Genomic DNA, 19,053 nt, shown 5'->3' on the forward strand with positions numbered 1-19,053 from the left:
AGTCAGCTGATTCGGCCCGTGAACAGGAACAACCCCTACGAATCAGTCACAGGACCATTTGCCATGCGCGCTACCCTCGCCTCCGCGTTTCTTCTGCTTTCCGCAACTTCCGTCGTCCATGCCAGCGGTGCGGAACCGCAGCGTTATACCTACGGTGCCCAGCTCGATATCGCCTCGGTCATGTCGATCAAGATCGAGCCAACGCCTTATTGCGAAGTGACCGACGCCGTCATGACCTATCGAGACTCGTCCGGTGAGGTCCGCCAGCTGGCCTACCGGACCCTGGCCGACGCTTGTAAGAACCAGAACTGACACGGTCGCCGTGCCCTTCGGCCGCTGCCGATCTGTTTAAGATCGGCGCGCCTCGAAGGCTAAACCCACGAATTTCTGTGGGATTGATCAGAACCGATCGCGAACGATCACCTCATCGAACGGCAGCTTGCCGACCCGCGGCTTGGGGTCGGCCGCCCGCTTGCCCACCGCGACCATCAGGGCGATGACGTGGTTGGTCGGCAGGTTGATCAGTTTGGCCACGGCATCGAAATCGAAACCGTCCATGGGGCACGAGTCCAACCCTTTCCCACGCGCGGCCAGCATGAGCGTTTGCGCCATTAGGCCGCAGCTGCGCATGGCCTCGTCACGCTGTACCTGCGGCTTGCCGCGGTAGTAGTTGTCGATGGCACCGGCCATGTAGTCCTGCACCTCGTTCGGCGCACCCTCCCAGACACGGCGAACATTCTGCTCCCAGCTATCGACCTGGGCACAGACCACCACCAACATCGAGGCATCGGTCATCTGTGCCTGATTCCAGCCGACTTCACGGATCTGCGCGCGCAGCGTTGGATCGCTGACGTCGACCAGGCGTACATGCTGCAGGTTGAACGCCGAAGGGGCCAGCAACGTCAGCCGCAGCAGCTCGTCCTTCTCGTCGCGGCTCAGCTGAAAGCTGGTGTCGTAGGCTTTGACCGCCCGGCGTGTCTGGATGGCTTCTTCGATCTGCATGAACGGCTCCACGGTTTGAAAGTGTGGCTGCCATGCTATGTCGACGGAATGATCGAATCCATGCGTCTTTGCTGATGATATCTATCGCAGTCGTCGATTCTTTGGAAGGTACAGGTGGGCTTGAAACGCATAGTTCTGTATAGGCCGTAGGGTGGGCTTTAGCCCACCGATGTTGCAGGTGGCCAGACGGATTGCCCCTCATTCATCCGATTTAACAAACTGCACGCCCACAAAAAAGCCGCCCGGAGGCGGCTTTTTCAGGCTGCGGGACTGTCGCTTACAGCTCCGGACCAGCAGCCTTGATAGCGTCGGAAACATCGAATTTCTTGAAGTTTTCGATGAACTTGTTCGCCAATTCCTTCGCCGCTTCGTCGTAGGCGTTCTGGTCAGCCCAGGTGTTGCGCGGGTTGAGCAGTTGGGTGTCGACGCCTTCCACCGATGTCGGCACGTCCAGGTTGATGATCGGCAGGTGCTGGGTTTCGGCACCGATCAGCGCGCCGCTTTGGATCGCGGCGATCACGGCGCGGGTGGTAGGGATGTTGAAGCGCTTGCCGACGCCGTAGCCACCGCCCGTCCAGCCAGTGTTGACCAGGTAGACCTTGGAACCGAACGCCTGAATGCGCTTGATCAGCAGCTCGGCATAGACGCCAGCCGGACGTGGGAAGAACGGCGCGCCGAAGCAAGTAGAGAAGGTCGACTTGATGCCACTGCCCGAGCCCATTTCGGTGGAACCGACCAGCGCGGTGTAGCCAGAAAGGAAGTGATAGGCCGCCTGCTCTTCGTTGAGGATCGAGACGGGCGGTAGAACGCCGGTCAGGTCGCAAGTCAGGAAGATCACCGCATTCGGCTCACCACCCAGATTCTTCTCGGAGCGCTTCTCGACGTACTCCAGCGGATAAGCGGCGCGGCTGTTCTGGGTCAGGCTGTCGTCGGTGTAATCAGCGACGCGCTCGTCGTTGAGTACAACGTTTTCCAGCACGGTGCCGAACTGAATAGCTTTCCAGATTACCGGCTCGTTCTTCTCGGACAGGTCGATGCACTTGGCGTAGCAGCCGCCTTCGATGTTGAACACCACGCCGGTGCCCCAGCCGTGCTCGTCATCGCCGATCAGGTAGCGCGACTCGTCGGCTGACAAGGTGGTCTTGCCGGTACCCGACAGGCCGAAGAACAGGGTGACGTCGCCGTCTTCGCCGATGTTCGCCGCGCAGTGCATCGGCAGCACGTCGGCTTCGGGCAGCAGGTAGTTCTGCACCGAGAACATGGCCTTCTTCATTTCGCCGGCGTAACGCATGCCTGCGATCAGGACCTTCTTCTGCGCGAAGTTGATGATCACGCAACCGTCGGAATTGGTGCCGTCACGCTCCGGCACGCATTCGAAGTTGGCAACGTTGAGGACCTGCCATTCTTCTTTCCCGGCTGGGTTGTACTGCTCAGGATTGATGAACAGCTGGCGACCAAAAAGGTTCTGCCAGGCCGTGGCGGTGGACATCTTGACCGGAAGGTAGTGACCTTCGGAAGAACCTACATGAACGTGGGAAACGAAGTGATCCTGCGCCTTGTTGAAGGCCTCGACGCGCTCCCACAGGGCATCGAACTTGTCGGCGGGGAACGGACGGTTGATCGGGCCCCAGGCAATGGAATCCTGGGTGCTGGGCTCCTCGACGATGAAGCGATCAGCTGGCGAACGACCGGTCCGATGGCCGGTTTTCACGACGAGCGCGCCATTGGCGGCCAATTCACCCTCACCGCGTTTGATGGCTTCTTCAATCAGTTGAGCGGTGCTGATATCGATGTACACGGCGTTAGTGGCTTGCGTCATGAGTTTCCCGTCGGCCCTGGGCCGATTCCTCCATGCTGTTGTAGCCCACCGAACAATGGACTACACCGAAAAAAAGTGCGCGCGATTATGACAGAAATGACGCTGCGCTGGGTATGAGGGCGTAATGGCGAAAAGGTTCTACGCCCCCTTCCTCTTAATGGCGCGTACCGGAGGGGCCAGTCGTCCCAGCACCAGCGAACAGTTGCGCGATGTCCGCTGCATCAAAGCGATAGCTGTGATTGCAGAATTGGCAGTCGATGGTAATGGCCCCGCCCTGCTCCTCCAGCAGTTGTTCGGCATCCTGCTGACCCAGGCTGACCACCGCATTGGCCGAGCGCTCGCGGGAGCAACTGCAGCGGAAGACAATCGAGCGCGGTTCGAACAGACGCACCTGCTCTTCATGATAGAGGCGATGCAATACCGTCTGGGTGTCGAGGCCGAGCAACTCTTCGGCAGACAGCGTATCGGCCAGGGTCCGCAGATGCTGCCAACTGGCTTCACGCTCTTCGCCGTCGCGGATGCGATCGGCCGGCAGCTGTTGCAGCAACATGCCACAGGCGCGACGCCCATCGGCGGCTAGCCAGAAGCGCGTCGGCAACTGCTCCGAGGAGGCGAAATAGTTGGACAGGCTGTCCGCCAGGGTCATGCCGTCCAGCGCAACAATGCCCTGGTACCGCTGCCCGCTGGCCGGGTCGATGGTCATCGCCATAACGCCATCGGGCATCAGTTCCGGAAAGGTCGCGCCAGGCGTCAGTAGCGCCTCGTCATAACGGGCAATGCCGCGTACTTCCCGATCGCTGGAACATTCGACCATCAGCAGCGGCACCGCCCCGGAAGAACGCGCCTGCAACACCATCAGACCATCGAACTTTAATGTGCCGACCAGCAACGCGGCTGCGGCGAGGAGTTCGCCGAGCAACTGAGCGACCGGTTCCGGGTAGCTGTGCTTGGCCAGCACTTCGGCATAGCTGCGTTCAAGCCCGACCCACTCGCCGCGCACGTCGGTGTCATCGAAAAGGAAACGTTGGGTGTAATCGGAATCGAGCATGGGCATGACCAGAGCAGGTTGGCGATCAGGCCGGTAAGACGACGCGAGGCTCGGCGAGCCTTACGTTTTGCCGGTGCCTGAGAGAAGGGACCGCATTCTAGGGTGAAAGTGGCGACCGTCCAACCGCCAGCGTCAGCCTGCGTCAGAGCGAAAGCGCTGCAAGGCGCGGCGTTGCTTCTTACTGGGTTTACCGTCGGTTTCCACACCCAGACTACCGGCCTTACGCATGGCCGCAGCGTTCTCCCGGCGGGCCAGGCTCTCGGCAGTCTCGGCATAGAGCAGCTGTGCTTCCGGTGCACCCTTGCGCACCGCTGACAGGGCCTGGATAACCACCGTGCGCTCGTCGAAACCGGCGCGGATTACCAGCTCTTCTCCGATCTTCGGCTCCTTGCCCGGCTTGCACCGTTCGCCGCGACAATGCACCTTTCCGCCCTCAATGGCCGCTTTTGCCAGGGCCCGCGTCTTGAAGAAGCGTGCCGCCCATAGCCACTTGTCCAGCCGGACTTTGCCGTCGTCTTTCTCGCTCATCATTCAACTCTGCCTAGCGTCTCGTTGTCATAGGTTGGAACAGGGAGATGCGGTTGTCATGCAGCCTGTCTAGAATGCGCCGAAATCTACTGGATACGCTTTTGAACAGTCCCGACCTCCAGACAATCATCGGTTTGCGCGAATGGATCGCCCTGCCCGAGCTCGGCGTGGTCGGTCTGCGCGCGAAGATCGATACGGGCGCCAGCACCTCGGCCCTGCATGCCACCGACATCAGTGAATTCGAACGCGGCGGCAAGCGCTGGGTTCGATTCACGGCGCATCTCGGCACGCTGGTGCAGCGCCGCCACCGCTGCGAAGCGCCGCTGGTCACCCGCAAGATCATCAAAAGCTCCAACGGGCACGTGCAAACACGCTACGTCGTCCGAACGCTGCTCGCGCTGGGCGATCACCTCTGGCCCGTGGAATTTACCCTTACCTGCCGCAAGACCATGCGCTATCGCCTCCTGCTTGGGTCAAAAGCCCTGATGGACGGCAAATGGCTGGTCGACCCTGCACGCACGTACGTGCAGGAAAAACCCCAGACCCTTACCTCTCCCGGTGCCCAATGAAAATCGCCGTGCTGTCGCGCAACCCTCGTTTATATTCGACTCGCCGCCTGGTGGAGGCCGGCCAGCAACGCGGCCATGAGGTCGTGGTAATCGATACCCTGCGCGCGTACATGAACATCGCCAGCCACAAACCACAGATCCACTATCGCGGCCGCCCGCTCGAGGGCTTTGACGCGGTGATCCCGCGGATCGGCGCCTCGGTCACTTTTTATGGCTGTGCCGTACTGCGCCAATTCGAGATGCAGGGCGTTTTCCCGCTCAACGAATCCGTGGCGATCGCGCGCTCCCGGGACAAGCTGCGCTCGCTGCAACTGCTGTCGCGCCGCGGAATCGGCCTGCCAGTGACCGGCTTTGCCCACTCACCGGACGATATCGCCGATCTGATCCAGATGGTCAACGGTGCACCACTGGTGATCAAGGTGCTGGAAGGCACCCAAGGAATCGGCGTGGTCATGTGCGAAACCGCCACGGCGGCCGAATCGGTGATCGAGGCCTTCATGGGCCTCAAGCAGGACATCATGGTTCAGGAGTACATCAAGGAAGCGGGCGGCGCGGATATCCGCTGCTTCGTGGTGGGTGAAAAGGTGATCGCCGCCATGAAGCGTCAGGCCAAGCCCGGCGAGTTTCGCTCCAACCTGCACCGCGGCGGCACCGCCAGCCTGATCAAGATCACCCCGGAAGAACGCATGACGGCCATCCGTGCGGCCAAGGTCATGGGCCTGAGCGTCGCGGGCGTCGATATCCTGCGCTCCAACCACGGGCCGCTGGTGATGGAAGTGAATTCGTCACCGGGATTGGCGGGCATCGAGGAAACCACCGGCAAGGATGTTGCCGGGTTGATCATTCAATATCTCGAGAAGAACGCCGGCCCGCATCTGACGAGGACGAAGGGTAAGGGTTGAGGCGGCCATTCGCGGCGTGCGAATGCACGGTGGGCTGAAGCCCACCCTACAGACTGGTGAAGGAAGTGAATTCGTCACCAGGCCTCGCCGGCATCGAGGAAACCACGGGCAAGGACGTGGCCGGGTTGATCATTCAATATCTCGAGAAGAACGCCGGCCCGCATCTGACGTGGACGAAGGGTAAGGGTTGAGGCGCCATTCGCAGCACCGTAGGGTGGGCTTCAGCCCACCAGGCGCACTCAGACATGCCAACGCAAGGTGGGCTGAAGCCCACCCTACAGACCAGAAGATACCAAGCCCATCGCCGACACCGGGGGCACGTTCTACCTGCCGATTGGCGCTTGTTCATCATCAAACAGAAAGGCACCGGCCTAACACCGGCGTCATTAACCATCGCGGGATGCCGCGAACGCAGCACCGTAGGGTGGGCTTCAGCCCACCAGGCGCACTCAGATGTGCCAATGCACGGTGGGCTGAAGCCCACCCTACATACTGATCCTGCCCCCACCCTTCCTATGCATCGCCATTCCAGTCGTCTCGGTGATACGGATCGTTTCGATGTGCTCCCTGTTCGTCCCGTAGAACGCCTCCCCGTGGATAGTCAGCCGTAGCGAATCAACATCCAAAAACCCCCGGACCCGCTTTGTGTCGACTTCCATTCCATTGCTCTCGTTTTCTGTTGATGGGTGGTATTGATCTCTATTCCAGCCTTTCAAGAAGTCACAACTAGCCACTGATAAAAACGGACCCGTGCGCTCCCTTCGTCTTCAGTTGCTTTGCTCGACGCGACATTAAACAAGGCAACTGTACGGCCTCAACTTAATATCGCGACAGACCACAACCTTTCCCGATAGGAAACTGTTCTGCGAGCGGAAACCGGTCTCTTCATTCTGCAGCAACATCAGAGACAGATACTTTTCTGCAGGGCCGCTGATACGTATTTAAAGCACATCGAAAAAATCCCGAAAAAAACATCCCCCACCGCGAACTTACCGTGCTAAACACATTCGAAAACCTCGCCCTGCACTAGCGGCGGAGGGCCATTAATGCATGACTGCCTTTGCTTTCGAAATGTTTTTGCGGAACTACGTATGAGTTACTTGAAAGAAGAAAAGTCGAACAGGACACGACGTGTAGATAACTACAAATCTTCAGAATAAATACACACTAGCGAAATAAAGGAAGCGTATTAATTTAAGCGAGTTCCAATATTCAAAAAGTTACTTCAGCCATTTGTACGACCAGCACACTTACTGGCGGCGTTATAAAACCAATAAGAAAACCAGAGCTATCGGGAAATGCGCAAATGATATCCAGCGACCCAGCAATGTCCCCTATTGAACTGCCACAGACGTCCGATCAGGAGGCCCTCAGGTTTGGCTCCTTCGTGCTTTTTCCTCAGCGTTACCTGCTCCTCAAACAGGGCGAGCCTGTTGCGCTCGGCAGCCGCGCGCTCGAGCTGCTGATCGCCCTGACATCGCGCCCGGGGGAATTGCTGGAGAAGTCGGAGCTGATGACCCGCGCCTGGCCCCGCGTCATCGTTGAAGAGTGCAACCTTCGCGCCCAGATTGTCGCCCTGCGCCGGACCTTGCGAGAGCCCGATGCCGGCGAATGCATCGCCACCGTGCCGGGGCGGGGGTACCGATTCATTGCCCCAGTTCATGCCCACAAAGAATGGCCTTCGGCTTCCTCGCTTTCGCTGAATACGCAACCGGCGCCGCGATTGATGAGCGAAGCCATCGGCCGTGAGCCCGTCATCACTGGGCTCTGCTCACAACTTGAACAGGGCGGCCTGATTACCCTTGTCGGCTCGGGAGGTGTCGGGAAAAGCGCCATCGCTCTGGCTGTTCATGATCGCCTGGTCACGCTGTCCCCTGACAACGCGATATATGTAGATCTGTCGCACACCCCGACGCCTCCCGACGTGCATGCGCTGCTCGGCCATGTGCTTGGGGTGGCCGCGAGCGATGGGCAGGTCCGGCCGCCAGCGCCTGCGGTGCAGACTCGAGGCCTGACGCTGGTGCTCGACAATTGCGAGGAGGCGCTAGACGCCACTGCCGAGTTGGTGGAGACGCTGCTAAGACAGGTACCCGGCTGCGCCATCCTCGCCACCAGCCGTGAGCCGCTGCGTGCCGAAGGTGAGCAGGTACAGCGGCTGGAGCCGCTCGAGCTGCCGGCCACGGACATCGGTGCAAGCGCGGAACAGGTGCTGGGCCATTCGGCGATCCGCCTGTTCATCGAACGGGTAAAGCGTCACGACGCGGGATTCGTGTTAGGCGAGGAGGACCTCGTCGCGGTCGTAGGGATCTGCCGGATGCTCGAAGGCATGCCACTGGATATCGAGCTTGCGGCGGCACGCGTGTCTACCTTTGGCCTGGCTGCGCTGGAAGAGCTGTTGAGCGGTGATTTCCGCCTGCAGATGGAAGGCCGCCGCACGGCGCCGCCCAGGCATCGCTCCCTGCGTGCAAGCGCCGACTGGTGCTATCAGCGGCTCACCCTGCATCAGCAGTCCATGCTGCGTCTGGTTGCCGTGTTCAATGGCAACTTCACGCTGAAGGCGGTACGCGCAATTTCGAGGGGTGACCCGCGATTCAAGGATGTGGATCCACTGCAACTGGTCGAGGATCTGGTGGACAAGTCGCTGCTGATCGCCCAGCGGGACGCGGCAGAGCGTCATTACCGGATGCCTTCGACAACACGCATCTACGCCATGCGCAAGCTCGAGGAGGAAGGCGGGGTCGAACGCATCATTGCGCGCCACGCCGCCTACGCGCTGGCCGTGGTCAAGGAGGCTGCCAATCAGCTGGACGCCGTCGCACCGGATGCCTGGAAAAGCCTGTATGGCGCCGAGAGCGACACCGTGCGTTCGGCACTGGCCTGGGCCTGGTCCCCCCAGGGCAACCAGTCGCTGGGCCTTGATCTGACGCTGGCAGCGCTCGGTCTGCGACCGCAGCATGTGGCGATGCCGCAGCAGCCACGGGAGGCCTCGCCGCGTCATCTCAGGGTGTTGCGCTAAGCGTGATCAGATCAGCCGCGCTGCCACCAGGGCATCCGCGACGGCCTGGAAAACATTCGCAGGTATGGGGTCACCGGCCACGGTGCGCTTGCCGATCCGCTCAGCCAGCTGCGCGTCGCTGAACCGCGGCACCTGCAACTGCGCTGACTGCGCCAGCAGCTGCGCCGTGTTGCCAGGCGAGGCCGAGCAGACCACCACCGGTACCGGCGTTTCACCTCGAACATAACGCACGCCCACCAGCCAGCCATCTTCCGTACCGATCATCAGGCTCGCGTTTTCAAGGCCTGTCCGGCGGCTGGACAGCCCCTGCATTTCGCGCATAAGCCGCTGCCGCTCACGCTTGATCAGCGGGTCTCCATCAATGTCCTTGCGCTCGCGTTTTTGCTCACTCCAGGTCATCCGCATCTCGCGCCGGAACAGCCAGCGCTGCAGCAGCAGATCCAGCCCACCGAGCGCGAGATAGGCAATCAGCACCGTCACCACCAGTGGGATCAGCAGTTGATAAGCCACCGACACCATGCAGTCGGTGCCGCAGCGCGACGACCCCATCAGCGCCTGCAAGCCGGATTTTCCGACCACGAACAGGGCGACGGACAACAGGCTCACCTTAATCAGAGCCTTGAGCACTTCGATCAGGCTGCGCATGGAGAAGATCCGCTTGAAGCCGTCCACCGGATTGATCCGCTTGAAGTCCGGTTTGATCGGCTCCCCGCTGAACACCACGCCGCGCATGGTGACGATATTGGTGAGCACTGCGCATCCCACCGTCACCGCCAGGATCGGTAGCGCGGTCGCCAGCAGCAGGCGCTCGGCCATCTCCAGCAGGCGCGGCCAGACATCGTCGAAGGGCTCGACATAAAGTTGGGCAGCCAGGTCGAACAGCGCGCGAACCTGTGCTTCGGCAGCGGGCAGCATGATCGCTACCGTCAGCGTGCAGCCGAGCAGGGTCATGGCCGTGACCATGTCCTGGCTTTTCGAAACCTGGCCCCTCTTGCGCGCGTCACGCAGCTTCTTGTCAGAAGGCGGCAGCGTCTTCTCTTCGCTGTCACTCTGCTGCCCGGCCATGCTCAGCCACCTCCGGACAATGTTTTGAGCATTTCGACGGTGCCACGGAATTCAGCCAGCTGCTCGAGCATCAGCGGGATCAGGAAGGTGCAATAGATCACCATCAGGAAGGCGAAGATCAGGTTCTTCACCGACAGGGACAGGTCGAAAATATTCATCTGCGGCGCCATCCGGCACAGGTACGCCAGCATCACATCGGCCACCAGCAGGGCCAAGATCAACGGCGCCACCATCAACACCCCGATACGCATCACCTGATCGAGAATGGCCAGCAGCGCTTCCAGCGCCGAGGCGGCGATGACGGGCGTAAAGGCGGTGACCGGCCACAGGCTGTAGCTGTGGTAGAAGCCATCGACCATCAGGATGAACCCGCCGGACATGAAGAACAGAGTGATCAGCGTGACGCTCAGCAAGGTTGATGTCACCCCGCTCTCCTCCGATCCGAGCGGTTCGACAAGCTGCGCCATGGTCGAACCGCGTTGCAGGTCGACCAATTCTCCGGCCAGCTCGGCGGCCCAGAACGGAATACCGAACAGCAGGCCGATGGTCACCCCGATCAGCAGCTCCTTGATCATCAGGCCGGCCAGAAACAGCCCGCCGTAATCACGCAAGGTGGTGAGTTCGGTAAACACCGGCAGCAGCATCGGCACTGACACCACCACCGCGACACAGCTGCGCAGCATCCCCGTCAGGCCCAGACGATTGAAGGCCGGGGTGATCATGATCATGCCCAGCGCGCGGGATGCCGCGAGCCCTGAAGCGGCGATGAGCGGATAGGCCACTTCGAGAAAACTCAGGCCCAGTTCGGCATCCATCGCCGGGCGTCCGCCTACCGGGTCCAGGCCGGAAAGTTATCCAGCACATGGTTGGCCAGCGAGACCACCTGACCAGCCAGCAGTGGGCCGACGAAGATCACCACCAGCAGAACCACCACCAGCTTCACCGCCTGCGGCAGCGTCTGGTCCTGGATCTGGGTCAGCGCCTGGAACAGGCCGACACCCAGCCCGATCACGATGGCCGCGCCGAGTACCGGGGCCGACAGCAGCAGCACCGTGACCAGTGCCTGCTTCATCAGGGTGAGGAAAATGTCCTGTCCCATCGGTTTCTACCCCACGCCGCCATAGCTCAATATCAGCCCGTGCATCAGGCGCGACCAGCCGCTGACAGCCACGAACAGGAAGATCTTCAAAGGAATCGAGATGAGCGTCGGCGAGACCATCATCATCCCCATCGCCATGAGCACGTTGGCCACCAACAGGTCGATCACCAGAAAGGGGATATACAGTAGGAAGCCAATCTCGAAGGCGCGCGTCAGCTCGGAGCTGACGAAGGCGGGGATGAGCACCGTCAGGTCATCGTCCCGAAGATTGGCTCGCGCCTGCTCGGACCAGACGCTCTCGGTGGCATGCATGAAGAAACTTCGCTCATCCGGATTGGCGAAACGCGACAGGTGCGCCTGCAGTGGCGTGCGCAGTGCCTCGCCCAGATCGCGGAGCTCTTCGGGCCGCTCCAATGTGATCGAGCGACCTTCGATCTCCTGATACATCTCGCCCATCAGCGGCGAGGTCACGTAGACCGCCAGAATCAGCGCGATGCCATAAAGCACCAGATTGGGCGGCGTCTGCTGCACCCCCAGCGCATTGCGGATGAGAAACAGCACCACCGAAATCTTCAGGAAACCGGTGAGCGTTACCACGGCCAGCGGGATCAGCCCGATGGTCGAGACCACCAGGATGATTTCCAGCAGGTTCGGCTGATAGTCGGTCATGACTCGGTGAATTGAGTCAGGCGAACGCCCAATCCGGCGCCGATACGCACCAGTTCGCCACGCCCGATGCGCCGGCCATTGACCATCAGCTCGACTGCCTCGGTTTCGCTGCCCGGCAGTTCCAGCACGCTGCCCTCGCCGAGAGATTGCAACTGCACGAGACTCAGCTCCAGCGTGCCCAGCCGGCACTCCACCCTGATGGGCAGGTCATCCAGTGCCGCAGGCCCAGTCTGCTCGCCGTCTATCCGGTTCATCGGTTGCTCCTTGTTCGGGTCAAAGGTCACCAGGGTTTCCAGCACGCACAGGCTGCCGTTCTCACGCCGTGCCCTGGCCCGCCTCGTGCCCTCGAGTTCAAGCAGCAGGTCCGCTGCGTGCGGGCGTTCCAGCATCAGCACGTCACCGGGCCGCAGGCTGTGCAGCTCGGCCAATGTCAGCCACTGCCAGCCGACCTGTACGGCGAGTGGGACACGCACGGCAGGCAGGGGATGTGGCGCCTCGGCAAGATGGGCGTCTTGCAACGCGGCGACGGCCTCGGCGAGGTGGGGGGTCAGTTCCAGGATTGCCGGTTCGGCAGGCTGTTCGCCGAGCGCAACGTCCAGGTGCAGCGACAGTGAAGCGGGCAGCGCAACCGGTTCGACCAGCCTGACCGCCTCGCCCAGGTGCTCTTCCAGCGGGGCAATGAGCTCCAGCAGCGCCCATTCAAGCAGCAGCGCTTGTGCCGGTGCGGACAACGCTGCGAAGGGGCCGCTCAGCCGCAGCGGTTCCAGCACTCGCTGCACCAGGCGAGCCGATAATTGCAATCGTCCGTTCGCTTCACCGACGCGCAAGCCGATATCGACCCATTCATCAGCGGTTGTCCGCGCTGGCTGCCAGTCGATCCGCAGCGGCTGCCCACCCCACTGCCCTCTCCAGCCCTGGCGCCGCCTTAGGAGCCGATTGCGCATCGCCAGCGTTTGCGCCGCGACCCGCTCGAAATCAGCCGGACCGACTGTCGTCGTCGGAACCTGCAGGCCATTCATTCCATGCCTCCTGGCAGGACCGGCCGGCTGTCATCACCCAAGCTTTCCTCGCGTACCTCGGCGGCGCGCCGGTCGCTGAGCTGTTGCTGACGCAACAGCGGCTCCAGCGCTTCGCACTGGCGCTGCCGGTTGTACAACTGGCGTTGCAGGTCGTTCCGACGCTCATCTTCAGCACCCACCCGGGCTTCGGCCTCCAGCAGCTTGCTGGCGAGCAGGCTGCGCCAGGCCTCGAATTCGTCCAGGGTGTCGAGTGCGGTCTGGCAGGTGGCAACCGGTAGCGCACCGGCACAGAGCAGCCGCTGCAGTTCGTCCGCCTTCTCCTGAACCAGCGCATCGGCAGCCCGAGCCTCATCCCGTGCCTGTTGCAAGGCGCTCATTGCCTGCTCGTAACGCTGCTGCTGCACGGCCAATGCATGGGCCGCACGCCGTTCGCGCAACTGACGCAGATCGCGTAACTGCGCTATCGCCAGCACGTTCATGCGAGCACCTCACGCAGGTGCTGCAGGCTTTGGCCTGCCGTGCAGGCTTCGTCTTCGCGCTGGCGCAGGAAATCGTCGATCGCGTCGCGGCGGGCAATGGCTTCGTCCGCCAGCGGGTCGCTACCCGGCAGATAGTCGCCGGTACGCAGCAGCAGTTCGACCTCGCCATGGCGGGCCAGCAACCGTCGCAAATGACCGGCGAGGCGACGTTGCTCGGCGTCCACTACCTGATCCATCAACCGGCTCCGGCTTTGCAGCACGTCGATGGCGGGGAAGTGGTTGCGCTGCGCCAGCTCGGCGCTGAGGACCAGGTGGCCATCCAGGATCGACCGGACTTCCTCCGCCACCGGATCATGCTCGGCATCGCCTTCGGTCAGTACCGTGTACAGCGCAGTGATGCTGCCCCGCGCCCCCGGCCCACTGCGTTCCAGCAGGCGCGGCAGCGCGGAGAACAGCGACGGTGGGTACCCGCGACGAGTCGGCGGCTCGCCAACTGCCAGGCCGATTTCACGCTGTGCACGGGCGAAACGCGTGAGGCTGTCGAGCAACAGCAACACGTGACGACCCTGATCGCGGTGGTACTCGGCCTGGGCCGTCGCCACCAGCGCCGCCTTGACGCGCTCGGTCGCCGGCCGGTCCGACGTGGCGACCACCGCCACCGTCCGCGCCCTGGCCTGCTGGTCCAGATGCACATCCAGCAACTCACGCACTTCGCGCCCGCGCTCGCCGATCAGCCCGATGACCACCACATCCGCCTTGCAGCCACGCAGAATCGCCGCCAGCAGCGAGGATTTGCCCGCCCCCGCCGGCCCGAAGATACCCACCCGCTGACCTCGCGCCACGGTGAGCAGGCTGTCGATGGCACGGATGCCCAGTGACATCGGTTGGTCGATCAACTGGCGGGCGAAAGGCGCCGGAGGTTCGGCGTGAAGCGGGTAGCGCAACCGCCCGCTGGGGATGGGAGCCGCACCGTCCAGCGAGACACCGGCGGGGCTGATCACCCGCCCCAGCAGAGCGTCGCCCACCATTACCGCCGGGCTTTCGCCGCTGGCGATGATTTCCGTACGGGTCGAGAGCCCCTCCAGCGAACCGATGGGCGCAAGAATCGCCTCGTTGCCGTCGACCCCAACCACCTCGGCGGACAGCACGCCGCCACCGGCCGGGTCCATCAGATGACAGAGTTCGCCAATGCTGACGCCCGGCACGCATGCATGGATCAGCGTGCCGCGTATGCTGCGAATCCGCCCGCGCAGCGGTCGAGGTTGGGCCTGCTGCAGACGGCCGTGCAATGTTGGCAGTATCTGCGCCAGGCTCATGGCGCGGGCTCGGCCGACTGGGGCAACAGCGTCTCGCGCAATGCCTGCAGTTGCGTTTCCAGGGTCAGCTCGATGCTGGACGCCGCGCTGCTCAGGCGAGCCTGCTCCGGCGCCAGGCTGTCGTCGGCCACAACCGTCACGCGATCGGCGAGCACCGATCCGAGGCGCCCATGCGTCGCGTCCACCTGGTCGGGTGCAACGTACAGAATCAGCCCCTGCTGCTCACGAAACGCCGACAGCGCGCGCTTGGCGGACAGCGCGATGCGCTCGGCGACATCCACATCTCCCAGCACTTCGCGCACCACGGCCAGTGCCAGGTCGGCCAGCCCGCATTCCAGTCCGGCCAGGTATCGCTCGACCTCATCGGCCGTCGTCGCCAGCAGCCGCGCGGCGTCTTCCAGCCCTTCCTCGCGACCGCGTGCGAAGCCGGCCGCGCGCGCGTCTTCCTCGATGGTTCGGGTCGCGGCCTGAATGGTGCGAGCTTCTTCCTGCGCAGCCTGCAGAAAGGCGTAGCCGTCGATCCAGGGCTGGACCGTCTCGCTGCGCAGGATGCGCGGCGCAGGGGCGTCGGGGAGCCCACTCAACGTGGCCGCTCCTCGAGCAGCGCCTGGGCGATCTGCGGCACCAGAGCAATGGCGGCCGCCGAGATTTCCATGTCGCTTTGCGGTATGTCGAAGTACAGCTGCAGCCATCCCTGCAGCGTTTGGGGTCGCGAATGGAACCACGCCGCCACGCAGGCCTGGCCGTCACGCTCTATGGCGGCAGCGAGCTGTTCGCTATCCAGCAGAAAATCCGCCGCGCCGGCGTGGGCGCGGTGCGCCAGGGCAAAATTAAACACGTCTGTCCCCAGGCGTTCCTTCAGGCATTGCACCACCGGGCCGCGAATTTCCCGCGCCAGGGCTGCCGCATGCCACACCGCACCGCAAAGCAGCGGTAGCCGGGCGAACGCAGGGCCGTCCAGCACCAGCACCGACAGATCGGCACTTTCGCTCAGCTGCTCCAGCGGCGGCAGCCAGAAATGGCGAATCAGCAGTTGCTGCAGCCGTTCCTCAAACCGGTCGTTATCCAGCATCGCCTGGACCTGGTCCGGCGCCAGCGTGCCGTCGAAGCATTCCGCCACGCATTCAATGCGCGCACCGTGCAGCGGGCGCGCCAGCCTGCGGCTCCAGCTGGCGTGCAGGGCGGCGCTATTCATGCCTGCTCCTCCAGCACGTAGGTCGCCGGACGCCGATGCTCGCGCCAGATATACCAACCCAGTGCGCAAGCAAGGCCTAGCAGCAGGAGCATTACGCCGGCCAGCACCCACCTGGCGCGGGACGCGCTGGACTCCAACATCCAGATCCCGAGGAAGGACGTCATGGGTGGTTGTGCCTGATCACCGCGTCGCGGTTTCGCCTTGATCGCGGTGACCGAAACGCCGTCGTAGCTGAGCCCGGAAATGCTGTTGGCCACCAGCGTCTTGATCTGTGGAATCAGCTCGTCGATGACTGTGTCCGCTTCGTAACGCACCAGCACCGACGCCGAGGACGGCGAGATGACCCGTTTGAGCAGGTCGTTATCCGGAAGCACCACATGGACCCGCGCCGACAGCACGCCATCGATCTGTGAAACCGTGTGGGAGATTTCCTCACTCAGCGCATAGATCATCTGGGCACGTTCCTGCACCGGCGAAGCCACCAGGCTGTTGCTCTTGAACACATCGCCCATGCTGGAGAACTTCTGCGCCGGCAGTCCGGCATCGTCGAGCAGGGCCACCGCCTCGGCGAATCGTTCGTCAGGCACGCTGACGCTGATCAGGCCGTCATCCTGCAATTCACGCTTGGCCGCAATGCCCTCGCTCAACAGCACCGCCAGCATCTTGTTGGCTTCCAGTTCGCTGAGGTTGGTGTAAAGCGTCGAGTCGCAGCCCTGCAGCAGCAGGGTCAGCAGCAACGCCAGCAGCAGGCTCGGGCGGCGCATCCCTACTGACCTCTCATCAGGGTATTCGCCGACCCGGAAATCTGCGTTGCGCCGCGCACCACCATCTGGGTTTCGATGGAGTAGTCGAAGACCTGGCTGAGCGACCCGATGAGGCGGTCGATCTGTCCGGGACCAAGCCGCTCCGGGTCGGTGGTGGTCGGTTCCAGCGCCACTGACGAATGCGGGGCGTCGCCGGCCTGGCTTCTGACAGGGCCGGAGAACTGCTGAGATCGCTCGATGAAGCCATTCAGGCGCTCCATCAGGTTGGCACCGATCTGGTCAGGCGCGGCGCCAGCCGGCAGGCCCTTGGCCTGGCTGGCCATGTGCTCGAAGAGGTTCTGGGAAGCCTGGATCATGTCCTGCCCCGCCATCGGCGAGACAGCGGGCACCGCGCTGGTCGTCGTCATAGGGGCCTCGGCGCGCTATTCATCCGACATGGCTTCGTTGAGAATTTCCTGCGCCCTCGGCATGAGGATGAACTGCGCCCCGATGAGCACCGCCTTGGCGGTCATCTGCTCGACAAGCGCATCATCCTGCTTGGCGTTCTGCACCGCCGAATCGAATTCGGCTTCGCCGCCTTGCGGGCTGACGCTGTCTCCGACGGGGTTCACGGTCATTATCTGCTCTCCTCTGAAGTTATTGGGTCCCAGCTTCACTGACCCATTGGGGCCCGGCGCTGCCGCGGAATACCTTCACGCCTCGCTCGCGGACCGGTTCCGGCTGTGACGCGGGCGGACGTTGCTGTTCAAGTTGCTGCTGCACCATCGCCATGAATTCAGGCGGGCCGGAAACCATCACGCCGTCACCCTCGGCATTGCTGCGCAACGCGAGATGCCTGCCGGTGACGCCCAGCGCATCCAGCGAGGCCTGCAGCGCCTGCACGGCGGCGCGGTCGAGGTCGAACTGGCGCAGCTGCAATTCCTCCTCGGTGTTCACGTGAATCCTGCTGCCATCGCTGAACCAGGTCAGACCGCTGCTGCTGGCGAGCTTCTCGAGAAACTCCCCGGCGGTATCCGCGCGCAGGTTCGCCTGTGCCTGGCCCCGCACCTTGGCGGAGATCGCCATGGGTACGCCCAGGTTGCGGCCAAACGCTTCCAGCACACTGCGTACGTCCTGCGCGATCACCACGTAGGCGTACGGCCGATCGGCCCATTCCGGCTGCACCTCGGCAGCTGCCACGAGAGGTAGGCCGAGCGACAGCAGGCACGCCGCTGCGTTGCGTCGACTATCCTGCGTCAACGCGCCGATCGACAACCGTTCGCCGCTAATAACCACAAGATTTCGCAACCTGCGCACACCGCGTCTAAGCCGGCCGCCGATAGAATGCGGCAACCCCAACCACCGCCCCGAGGAGTTTTGCCCTTGCCCTGCCCCAGTGTTTTTCGTCTGTTCTGCGCCAGCCTCTTGCTGGCGGGTTGCACAACCTCCCCCCTGGGCAGCGAAGGCAACTACGCGCGGTTGATGAAGCTGGCGGGCGATATCGAGCAGCGCGGCGACAGCGCCACGGCGACCACGCTGTACCTGCGAGCCGCACAGGCCCCGGAGGCGACAGCGGATGCCTGGAACCGGCTCGGCGCAATTCGGCTCGACAGCGACGACCCGCAGGCGGCGGAACAGGCCTACCAGCAGGCGCTCGCGCTTGAGCCGGAAAACACCCAGAGCCTGCTCGGCCTTGGTACCGCCCAGCTGCGCCTGGGCTTTGCGCAGCGGGCCCACCCCCTGCTGGAAAGCGCTGCCACAGACCTGCAAACCGCTGAGGCATTCACCCGTCTGGGCATCGCCGAAGCGCAACTCGGACATATTGCGCAGGCCATTGGCGCCCTGGCCGAAGCGCGGAGACTTTCCCATGGCGACGCCGATAGCCGCAGCAACCTCGCCCTTGCCTACGTCCTCGACGGCCGGCCGGAGCAGGCGCTGCGCGAAGTGGAAGGGCTCGATCGGGCTACCGGTGCGCAGCCGCGACATCAGCGAAACGTCCTGCTGATCCAGGTGCTGGCTGGCGATCTCCAGACCGCGCACCAGGTGCGTCTGAGCCCCAGCGACGACGCCCGGCGCGCCGCACTCATCGAGCAGGCGTTGCGGATCAAAGGCATAGCCGACCCGGCCGCCCGCGCGAAGGCGATGGGACTGGTGGATGAAGGCTGAACCGCCACTCATCATTGCCCACCTCCCGTACTGCTTTGCGCTGACTGCTCCTGCCAACGCCGACGTTGCTCGGCGGACTCGTAGCCTTCCTGGTACAGCTGTGCGGCACGGCCCACGGGCGCGGCCAGCGCCGGCCCGCTTGCCCGGCCGCGCTGCAGGTCCTGCTTTCGCTCGACCATCTGCAGCAAGTTGAAGCTGTTGGCGCAGCCCGGTGGCAACATCGGCTCGCGCGCTCCATCGTCGACAGTCACAGCAGCCGCCAAGCAGGCCTCGGGCACCAGCCGTGCGCGACCCTCGGCGTAGGTTACCGTGCGGTAGCCAGAGGCATAGTGGGGCTGCTCCAGCGTGGTCTGGCAGGCACCGAGCAACAGCGGCACCACAAACATGGGGACGATCAACCTTCGAGACACGCCGACAC

24 protein-coding genes are annotated in these 19,053 nt (G+C 63.0%); 6 read left to right on the forward strand and 18 right to left on the reverse strand.

Going from position 1 to position 19,053, the window contains the following annotated elements:
* The first annotated feature begins 63 nt into the window (after positions 1 to 63).
* On the forward strand, positions 64 to 312 hold the full coding sequence (locus tag K4O48_RS19230; protein WP_222909939.1) for a DUF2790 domain-containing protein: 249 nt from the start codon (positions 64 to 66) through the stop codon (positions 310 to 312).
* A gap of 87 nt (positions 313 to 399) precedes the next feature.
* Here the strand turns inward: K4O48_RS19230 and K4O48_RS19235 are convergent, their stop codons facing one another.
* The 4 genes from K4O48_RS19235 to K4O48_RS19250 form a co-directional block, all read right to left on the reverse strand.
* Positions 400 to 1,002 carry a nitroreductase family protein gene (locus K4O48_RS19235; RefSeq protein WP_222909941.1) on the reverse strand — a complete coding sequence of 201 codons (603 nt, stop codon included), beginning with the start codon at positions 1,000 to 1,002 and terminating at the stop codon, positions 400 to 402.
* Between the two features lie 277 nt (positions 1,003 to 1,279).
* A complete protein-coding gene (locus tag K4O48_RS19240) occupies positions 1,280 to 2,821 on the reverse strand; it encodes a phosphoenolpyruvate carboxykinase (RefSeq protein WP_222909942.1) in 1,542 nt (513 codons plus the stop codon).
* Between the two features lie 154 nt (positions 2,822 to 2,975).
* Positions 2,976 to 3,869, reverse strand: a complete 894-nt coding sequence (hslO, locus tag K4O48_RS19245; protein ID WP_222909944.1) for an Hsp33 family molecular chaperone HslO — start codon at positions 3,867 to 3,869, stop codon at positions 2,976 to 2,978.
* 132 nt (positions 3,870 to 4,001) lie between these two features.
* Positions 4,002 to 4,397 (reverse strand): RNA-binding S4 domain-containing protein, encoded by a 396-nt coding sequence (locus K4O48_RS19250; RefSeq protein ID WP_222909946.1) that lies wholly within the window; start codon positions 4,395 to 4,397, stop codon positions 4,002 to 4,004.
* 74 nt (positions 4,398 to 4,471) lie between these two features.
* Between K4O48_RS19250 and K4O48_RS19255 the strand changes: the two genes are divergently transcribed.
* From K4O48_RS19255 to K4O48_RS19270, 4 genes are all read left to right on the forward strand, one after another.
* Positions 4,472 to 4,966, forward strand: a complete 495-nt coding sequence (locus tag K4O48_RS19255) for an ATP-dependent zinc protease (protein ID WP_222912171.1) — start codon at positions 4,472 to 4,474, stop codon at positions 4,964 to 4,966.
* A complete protein-coding gene (gene rimK, locus K4O48_RS19260; protein ID WP_073299320.1) occupies positions 4,963 to 5,868 on the forward strand; it encodes a 30S ribosomal protein S6--L-glutamate ligase in 906 nt (301 codons plus the stop codon). Before K4O48_RS19255 ends, rimK begins: the two co-directional genes overlap by 4 nt.
* Positions 5,869 to 5,933: 65 nt before the next feature.
* Positions 5,934 to 6,059 carry a hypothetical protein gene (locus K4O48_RS19265; RefSeq protein WP_409518911.1) on the forward strand — a complete coding sequence of 42 codons (126 nt, stop codon included), beginning with the start codon at positions 5,934 to 5,936 and terminating at the stop codon, positions 6,057 to 6,059.
* 1,136 nt (positions 6,060 to 7,195) lie between these two features.
* Positions 7,196 to 8,884, forward strand: a complete 1,689-nt coding sequence (locus tag K4O48_RS19270) for a winged helix-turn-helix domain-containing protein (protein WP_222909947.1) — start codon at positions 7,196 to 7,198, stop codon at positions 8,882 to 8,884.
* Between the two features lie 6 nt (positions 8,885 to 8,890).
* Here the strand turns inward: K4O48_RS19270 and K4O48_RS19275 are convergent, their stop codons facing one another.
* The 13 genes from K4O48_RS19275 to K4O48_RS19335 are packed head-to-tail and all read right to left on the reverse strand — an operon-like array spanning position 8,891 to position 17,777.
* Positions 8,891 to 9,949: an EscU/YscU/HrcU family type III secretion system export apparatus switch protein gene (locus K4O48_RS19275; RefSeq protein WP_222909948.1), complete on the reverse strand. Its 1,059-nt coding sequence runs from the start codon at positions 9,947 to 9,949 to the stop codon at positions 8,891 to 8,893.
* Positions 9,950 to 9,951: 2 nt separating this feature from the next.
* Positions 9,952 to 10,764 carry a type III secretion system export apparatus subunit SctT gene (gene sctT, locus K4O48_RS19280; protein ID WP_222909950.1) on the reverse strand — a complete coding sequence of 271 codons (813 nt, stop codon included), beginning with the start codon at positions 10,762 to 10,764 and terminating at the stop codon, positions 9,952 to 9,954.
* Positions 10,765 to 10,778: 14 nt separating this feature from the next.
* Complete coding sequence (locus K4O48_RS19285) at positions 10,779 to 11,048, reverse strand: EscS/YscS/HrcS family type III secretion system export apparatus protein (protein WP_222909952.1); 270 nt, start codon at positions 11,046 to 11,048, stop codon at positions 10,779 to 10,781.
* A gap of 6 nt (positions 11,049 to 11,054) precedes the next feature.
* Positions 11,055 to 11,717, reverse strand: a complete 663-nt coding sequence (gene sctR / locus K4O48_RS19290; RefSeq protein WP_222909954.1) for a type III secretion system export apparatus subunit SctR — start codon at positions 11,715 to 11,717, stop codon at positions 11,055 to 11,057.
* Complete coding sequence (gene sctQ / locus K4O48_RS19295; RefSeq protein ID WP_222909955.1) at positions 11,714 to 12,736, reverse strand: type III secretion system cytoplasmic ring protein SctQ; 1,023 nt, start codon at positions 12,734 to 12,736, stop codon at positions 11,714 to 11,716. Before sctQ ends, sctR begins: the two co-directional genes overlap by 4 nt.
* Positions 12,733 to 13,215, reverse strand: a complete 483-nt coding sequence (locus K4O48_RS19300; RefSeq protein ID WP_222909956.1) for a hypothetical protein — start codon at positions 13,213 to 13,215, stop codon at positions 12,733 to 12,735. The genes sctQ and K4O48_RS19300 overlap by 4 nt, the downstream gene beginning before the upstream one ends.
* The gene (locus K4O48_RS19305; RefSeq protein ID WP_222909958.1) at positions 13,212 to 14,531 is read right to left on the reverse strand and encodes a FliI/YscN family ATPase; all 1,320 of its coding nucleotides are present in this window, start codon (positions 14,529 to 14,531) and stop codon (positions 13,212 to 13,214) included. Before K4O48_RS19305 ends, K4O48_RS19300 begins: the two co-directional genes overlap by 4 nt.
* The gene (locus K4O48_RS19310) at positions 14,528 to 15,115 is read right to left on the reverse strand and encodes a FliH/SctL family protein (protein ID WP_222909959.1); all 588 of its coding nucleotides are present in this window, start codon (positions 15,113 to 15,115) and stop codon (positions 14,528 to 14,530) included. Before K4O48_RS19310 ends, K4O48_RS19305 begins: the two co-directional genes overlap by 4 nt.
* On the reverse strand, positions 15,112 to 15,726 hold the full coding sequence (locus K4O48_RS19315; protein WP_222909961.1) for a type III secretion protein: 615 nt from the start codon (positions 15,724 to 15,726) through the stop codon (positions 15,112 to 15,114). Before K4O48_RS19315 ends, K4O48_RS19310 begins: the two co-directional genes overlap by 4 nt.
* Positions 15,723 to 16,490, reverse strand: a complete 768-nt coding sequence (gene sctJ / locus K4O48_RS19320; protein WP_222909962.1) for a type III secretion system inner membrane ring lipoprotein SctJ — start codon at positions 16,488 to 16,490, stop codon at positions 15,723 to 15,725. The genes K4O48_RS19315 and sctJ overlap by 4 nt, the downstream gene beginning before the upstream one ends.
* 2 nt (positions 16,491 to 16,492) lie before the next feature.
* Positions 16,493 to 16,897 (reverse strand): hypothetical protein, encoded by a 405-nt coding sequence (locus K4O48_RS19325; protein WP_260523668.1) that lies wholly within the window; start codon positions 16,895 to 16,897, stop codon positions 16,493 to 16,495.
* A 15-nt stretch (positions 16,898 to 16,912) separates the two neighbouring features.
* The gene (locus K4O48_RS19330; RefSeq protein ID WP_222909964.1) at positions 16,913 to 17,107 is read right to left on the reverse strand and encodes a hypothetical protein; all 195 of its coding nucleotides are present in this window, start codon (positions 17,105 to 17,107) and stop codon (positions 16,913 to 16,915) included.
* 19 nt (positions 17,108 to 17,126) lie between these two features.
* Positions 17,127 to 17,777, reverse strand: coding sequence for a type III secretion protein (locus tag K4O48_RS19335; protein ID WP_222909965.1), 651 nt, complete (start codon positions 17,775 to 17,777; stop codon positions 17,127 to 17,129).
* 75 nt (positions 17,778 to 17,852) lie between these two features.
* On the opposite strand from K4O48_RS19335, the gene K4O48_RS19340 reads away from it, so the two are divergent.
* A complete protein-coding gene (locus tag K4O48_RS19340; RefSeq protein ID WP_260523669.1) occupies positions 17,853 to 18,635 on the forward strand; it encodes a tetratricopeptide repeat protein in 783 nt (260 codons plus the stop codon).
* Between the two features lie 11 nt (positions 18,636 to 18,646).
* Here K4O48_RS19340 and K4O48_RS19345 read toward each other — a convergent pair whose 3' ends face one another.
* The gene (locus K4O48_RS19345; RefSeq protein WP_260523670.1) at positions 18,647 to 19,045 is read right to left on the reverse strand and encodes a hypothetical protein; all 399 of its coding nucleotides are present in this window, start codon (positions 19,043 to 19,045) and stop codon (positions 18,647 to 18,649) included.
* Between the last annotated feature and the right edge of the window lie 8 nt (positions 19,046 to 19,053).

The organism is Pseudomonas sp. DNDY-54 (genome assembly GCF_019880365.1).
Taxonomy (GTDB): Bacteria; Pseudomonadota; Gammaproteobacteria; order Pseudomonadales; family Pseudomonadaceae; genus Stutzerimonas; species Stutzerimonas stutzeri_P.

Excerpts from the sequence above, each read along its gene's own strand:
- K4O48_RS19250 (WP_222909946.1), bottom strand. The coding sequence starts at position 4,397 with ATGAGCGAGAAAGACGACGGCAAAGTCCGGCTGGACAAGTGGCTATGG.
- sctQ (WP_222909955.1), bottom strand. The coding sequence starts at position 12,736 with ATGAATGGCCTGCAGGTTCCGACGACGACAGTCGGTCCGGCTGATTTC.
- K4O48_RS19285 (WP_222909952.1), bottom strand. The coding sequence starts at position 11,048 with ATGGGACAGGACATTTTCCTCACCCTGATGAAGCAGGCACTGGTCACG.
- K4O48_RS19330 (WP_222909964.1), bottom strand. The coding sequence starts at position 17,107 with ATGACCGTGAACCCCGTCGGAGACAGCGTCAGCCCGCAAGGCGGCGAA.
- rimK (WP_073299320.1), top strand. The coding sequence starts at position 4,963 with ATGAAAATCGCCGTGCTGTCGCGCAACCCTCGTTTATATTCGACTCGC.
- K4O48_RS19235 (WP_222909941.1), bottom strand. The coding sequence starts at position 1,002 with ATGCAGATCGAAGAAGCCATCCAGACACGCCGGGCGGTCAAAGCCTAC.
- K4O48_RS19325 (WP_260523668.1), bottom strand. The coding sequence starts at position 16,897 with ATGACGACGACCAGCGCGGTGCCCGCTGTCTCGCCGATGGCGGGGCAG.
- K4O48_RS19255 (WP_222912171.1), top strand. The coding sequence starts at position 4,472 with ATGCGCCGAAATCTACTGGATACGCTTTTGAACAGTCCCGACCTCCAG.
- K4O48_RS19230 (WP_222909939.1), top strand. The coding sequence starts at position 64 with ATGCGCGCTACCCTCGCCTCCGCGTTTCTTCTGCTTTCCGCAACTTCC.
- K4O48_RS19240 (WP_222909942.1), bottom strand. The coding sequence starts at position 2,821 with ATGACGCAAGCCACTAACGCCGTGTACATCGATATCAGCACCGCTCAA.
- sctR (WP_222909954.1), bottom strand. The coding sequence starts at position 11,717 with ATGACCGACTATCAGCCGAACCTGCTGGAAATCATCCTGGTGGTCTCG.
- sctJ (WP_222909962.1), bottom strand. The coding sequence starts at position 16,490 with ATGCGCCGCCCGAGCCTGCTGCTGGCGTTGCTGCTGACCCTGCTGCTG.
- K4O48_RS19305 (WP_222909958.1), bottom strand. The coding sequence starts at position 14,531 with ATGAGCCTGGCGCAGATACTGCCAACATTGCACGGCCGTCTGCAGCAG.
- sctT (WP_222909950.1), bottom strand. The coding sequence starts at position 10,764 with ATGGATGCCGAACTGGGCCTGAGTTTTCTCGAAGTGGCCTATCCGCTC.
- K4O48_RS19300 (WP_222909956.1), bottom strand. The coding sequence starts at position 13,215 with ATGAACGTGCTGGCGATAGCGCAGTTACGCGATCTGCGTCAGTTGCGC.
- K4O48_RS19270 (WP_222909947.1), top strand. The coding sequence starts at position 7,196 with ATGTCCCCTATTGAACTGCCACAGACGTCCGATCAGGAGGCCCTCAGG.
- K4O48_RS19275 (WP_222909948.1), bottom strand. The coding sequence starts at position 9,949 with ATGGCCGGGCAGCAGAGTGACAGCGAAGAGAAGACGCTGCCGCCTTCT.
- K4O48_RS19315 (WP_222909961.1), bottom strand. The coding sequence starts at position 15,726 with ATGAATAGCGCCGCCCTGCACGCCAGCTGGAGCCGCAGGCTGGCGCGC.
- hslO (WP_222909944.1), bottom strand. The coding sequence starts at position 3,869 with ATGCTCGATTCCGATTACACCCAACGTTTCCTTTTCGATGACACCGAC.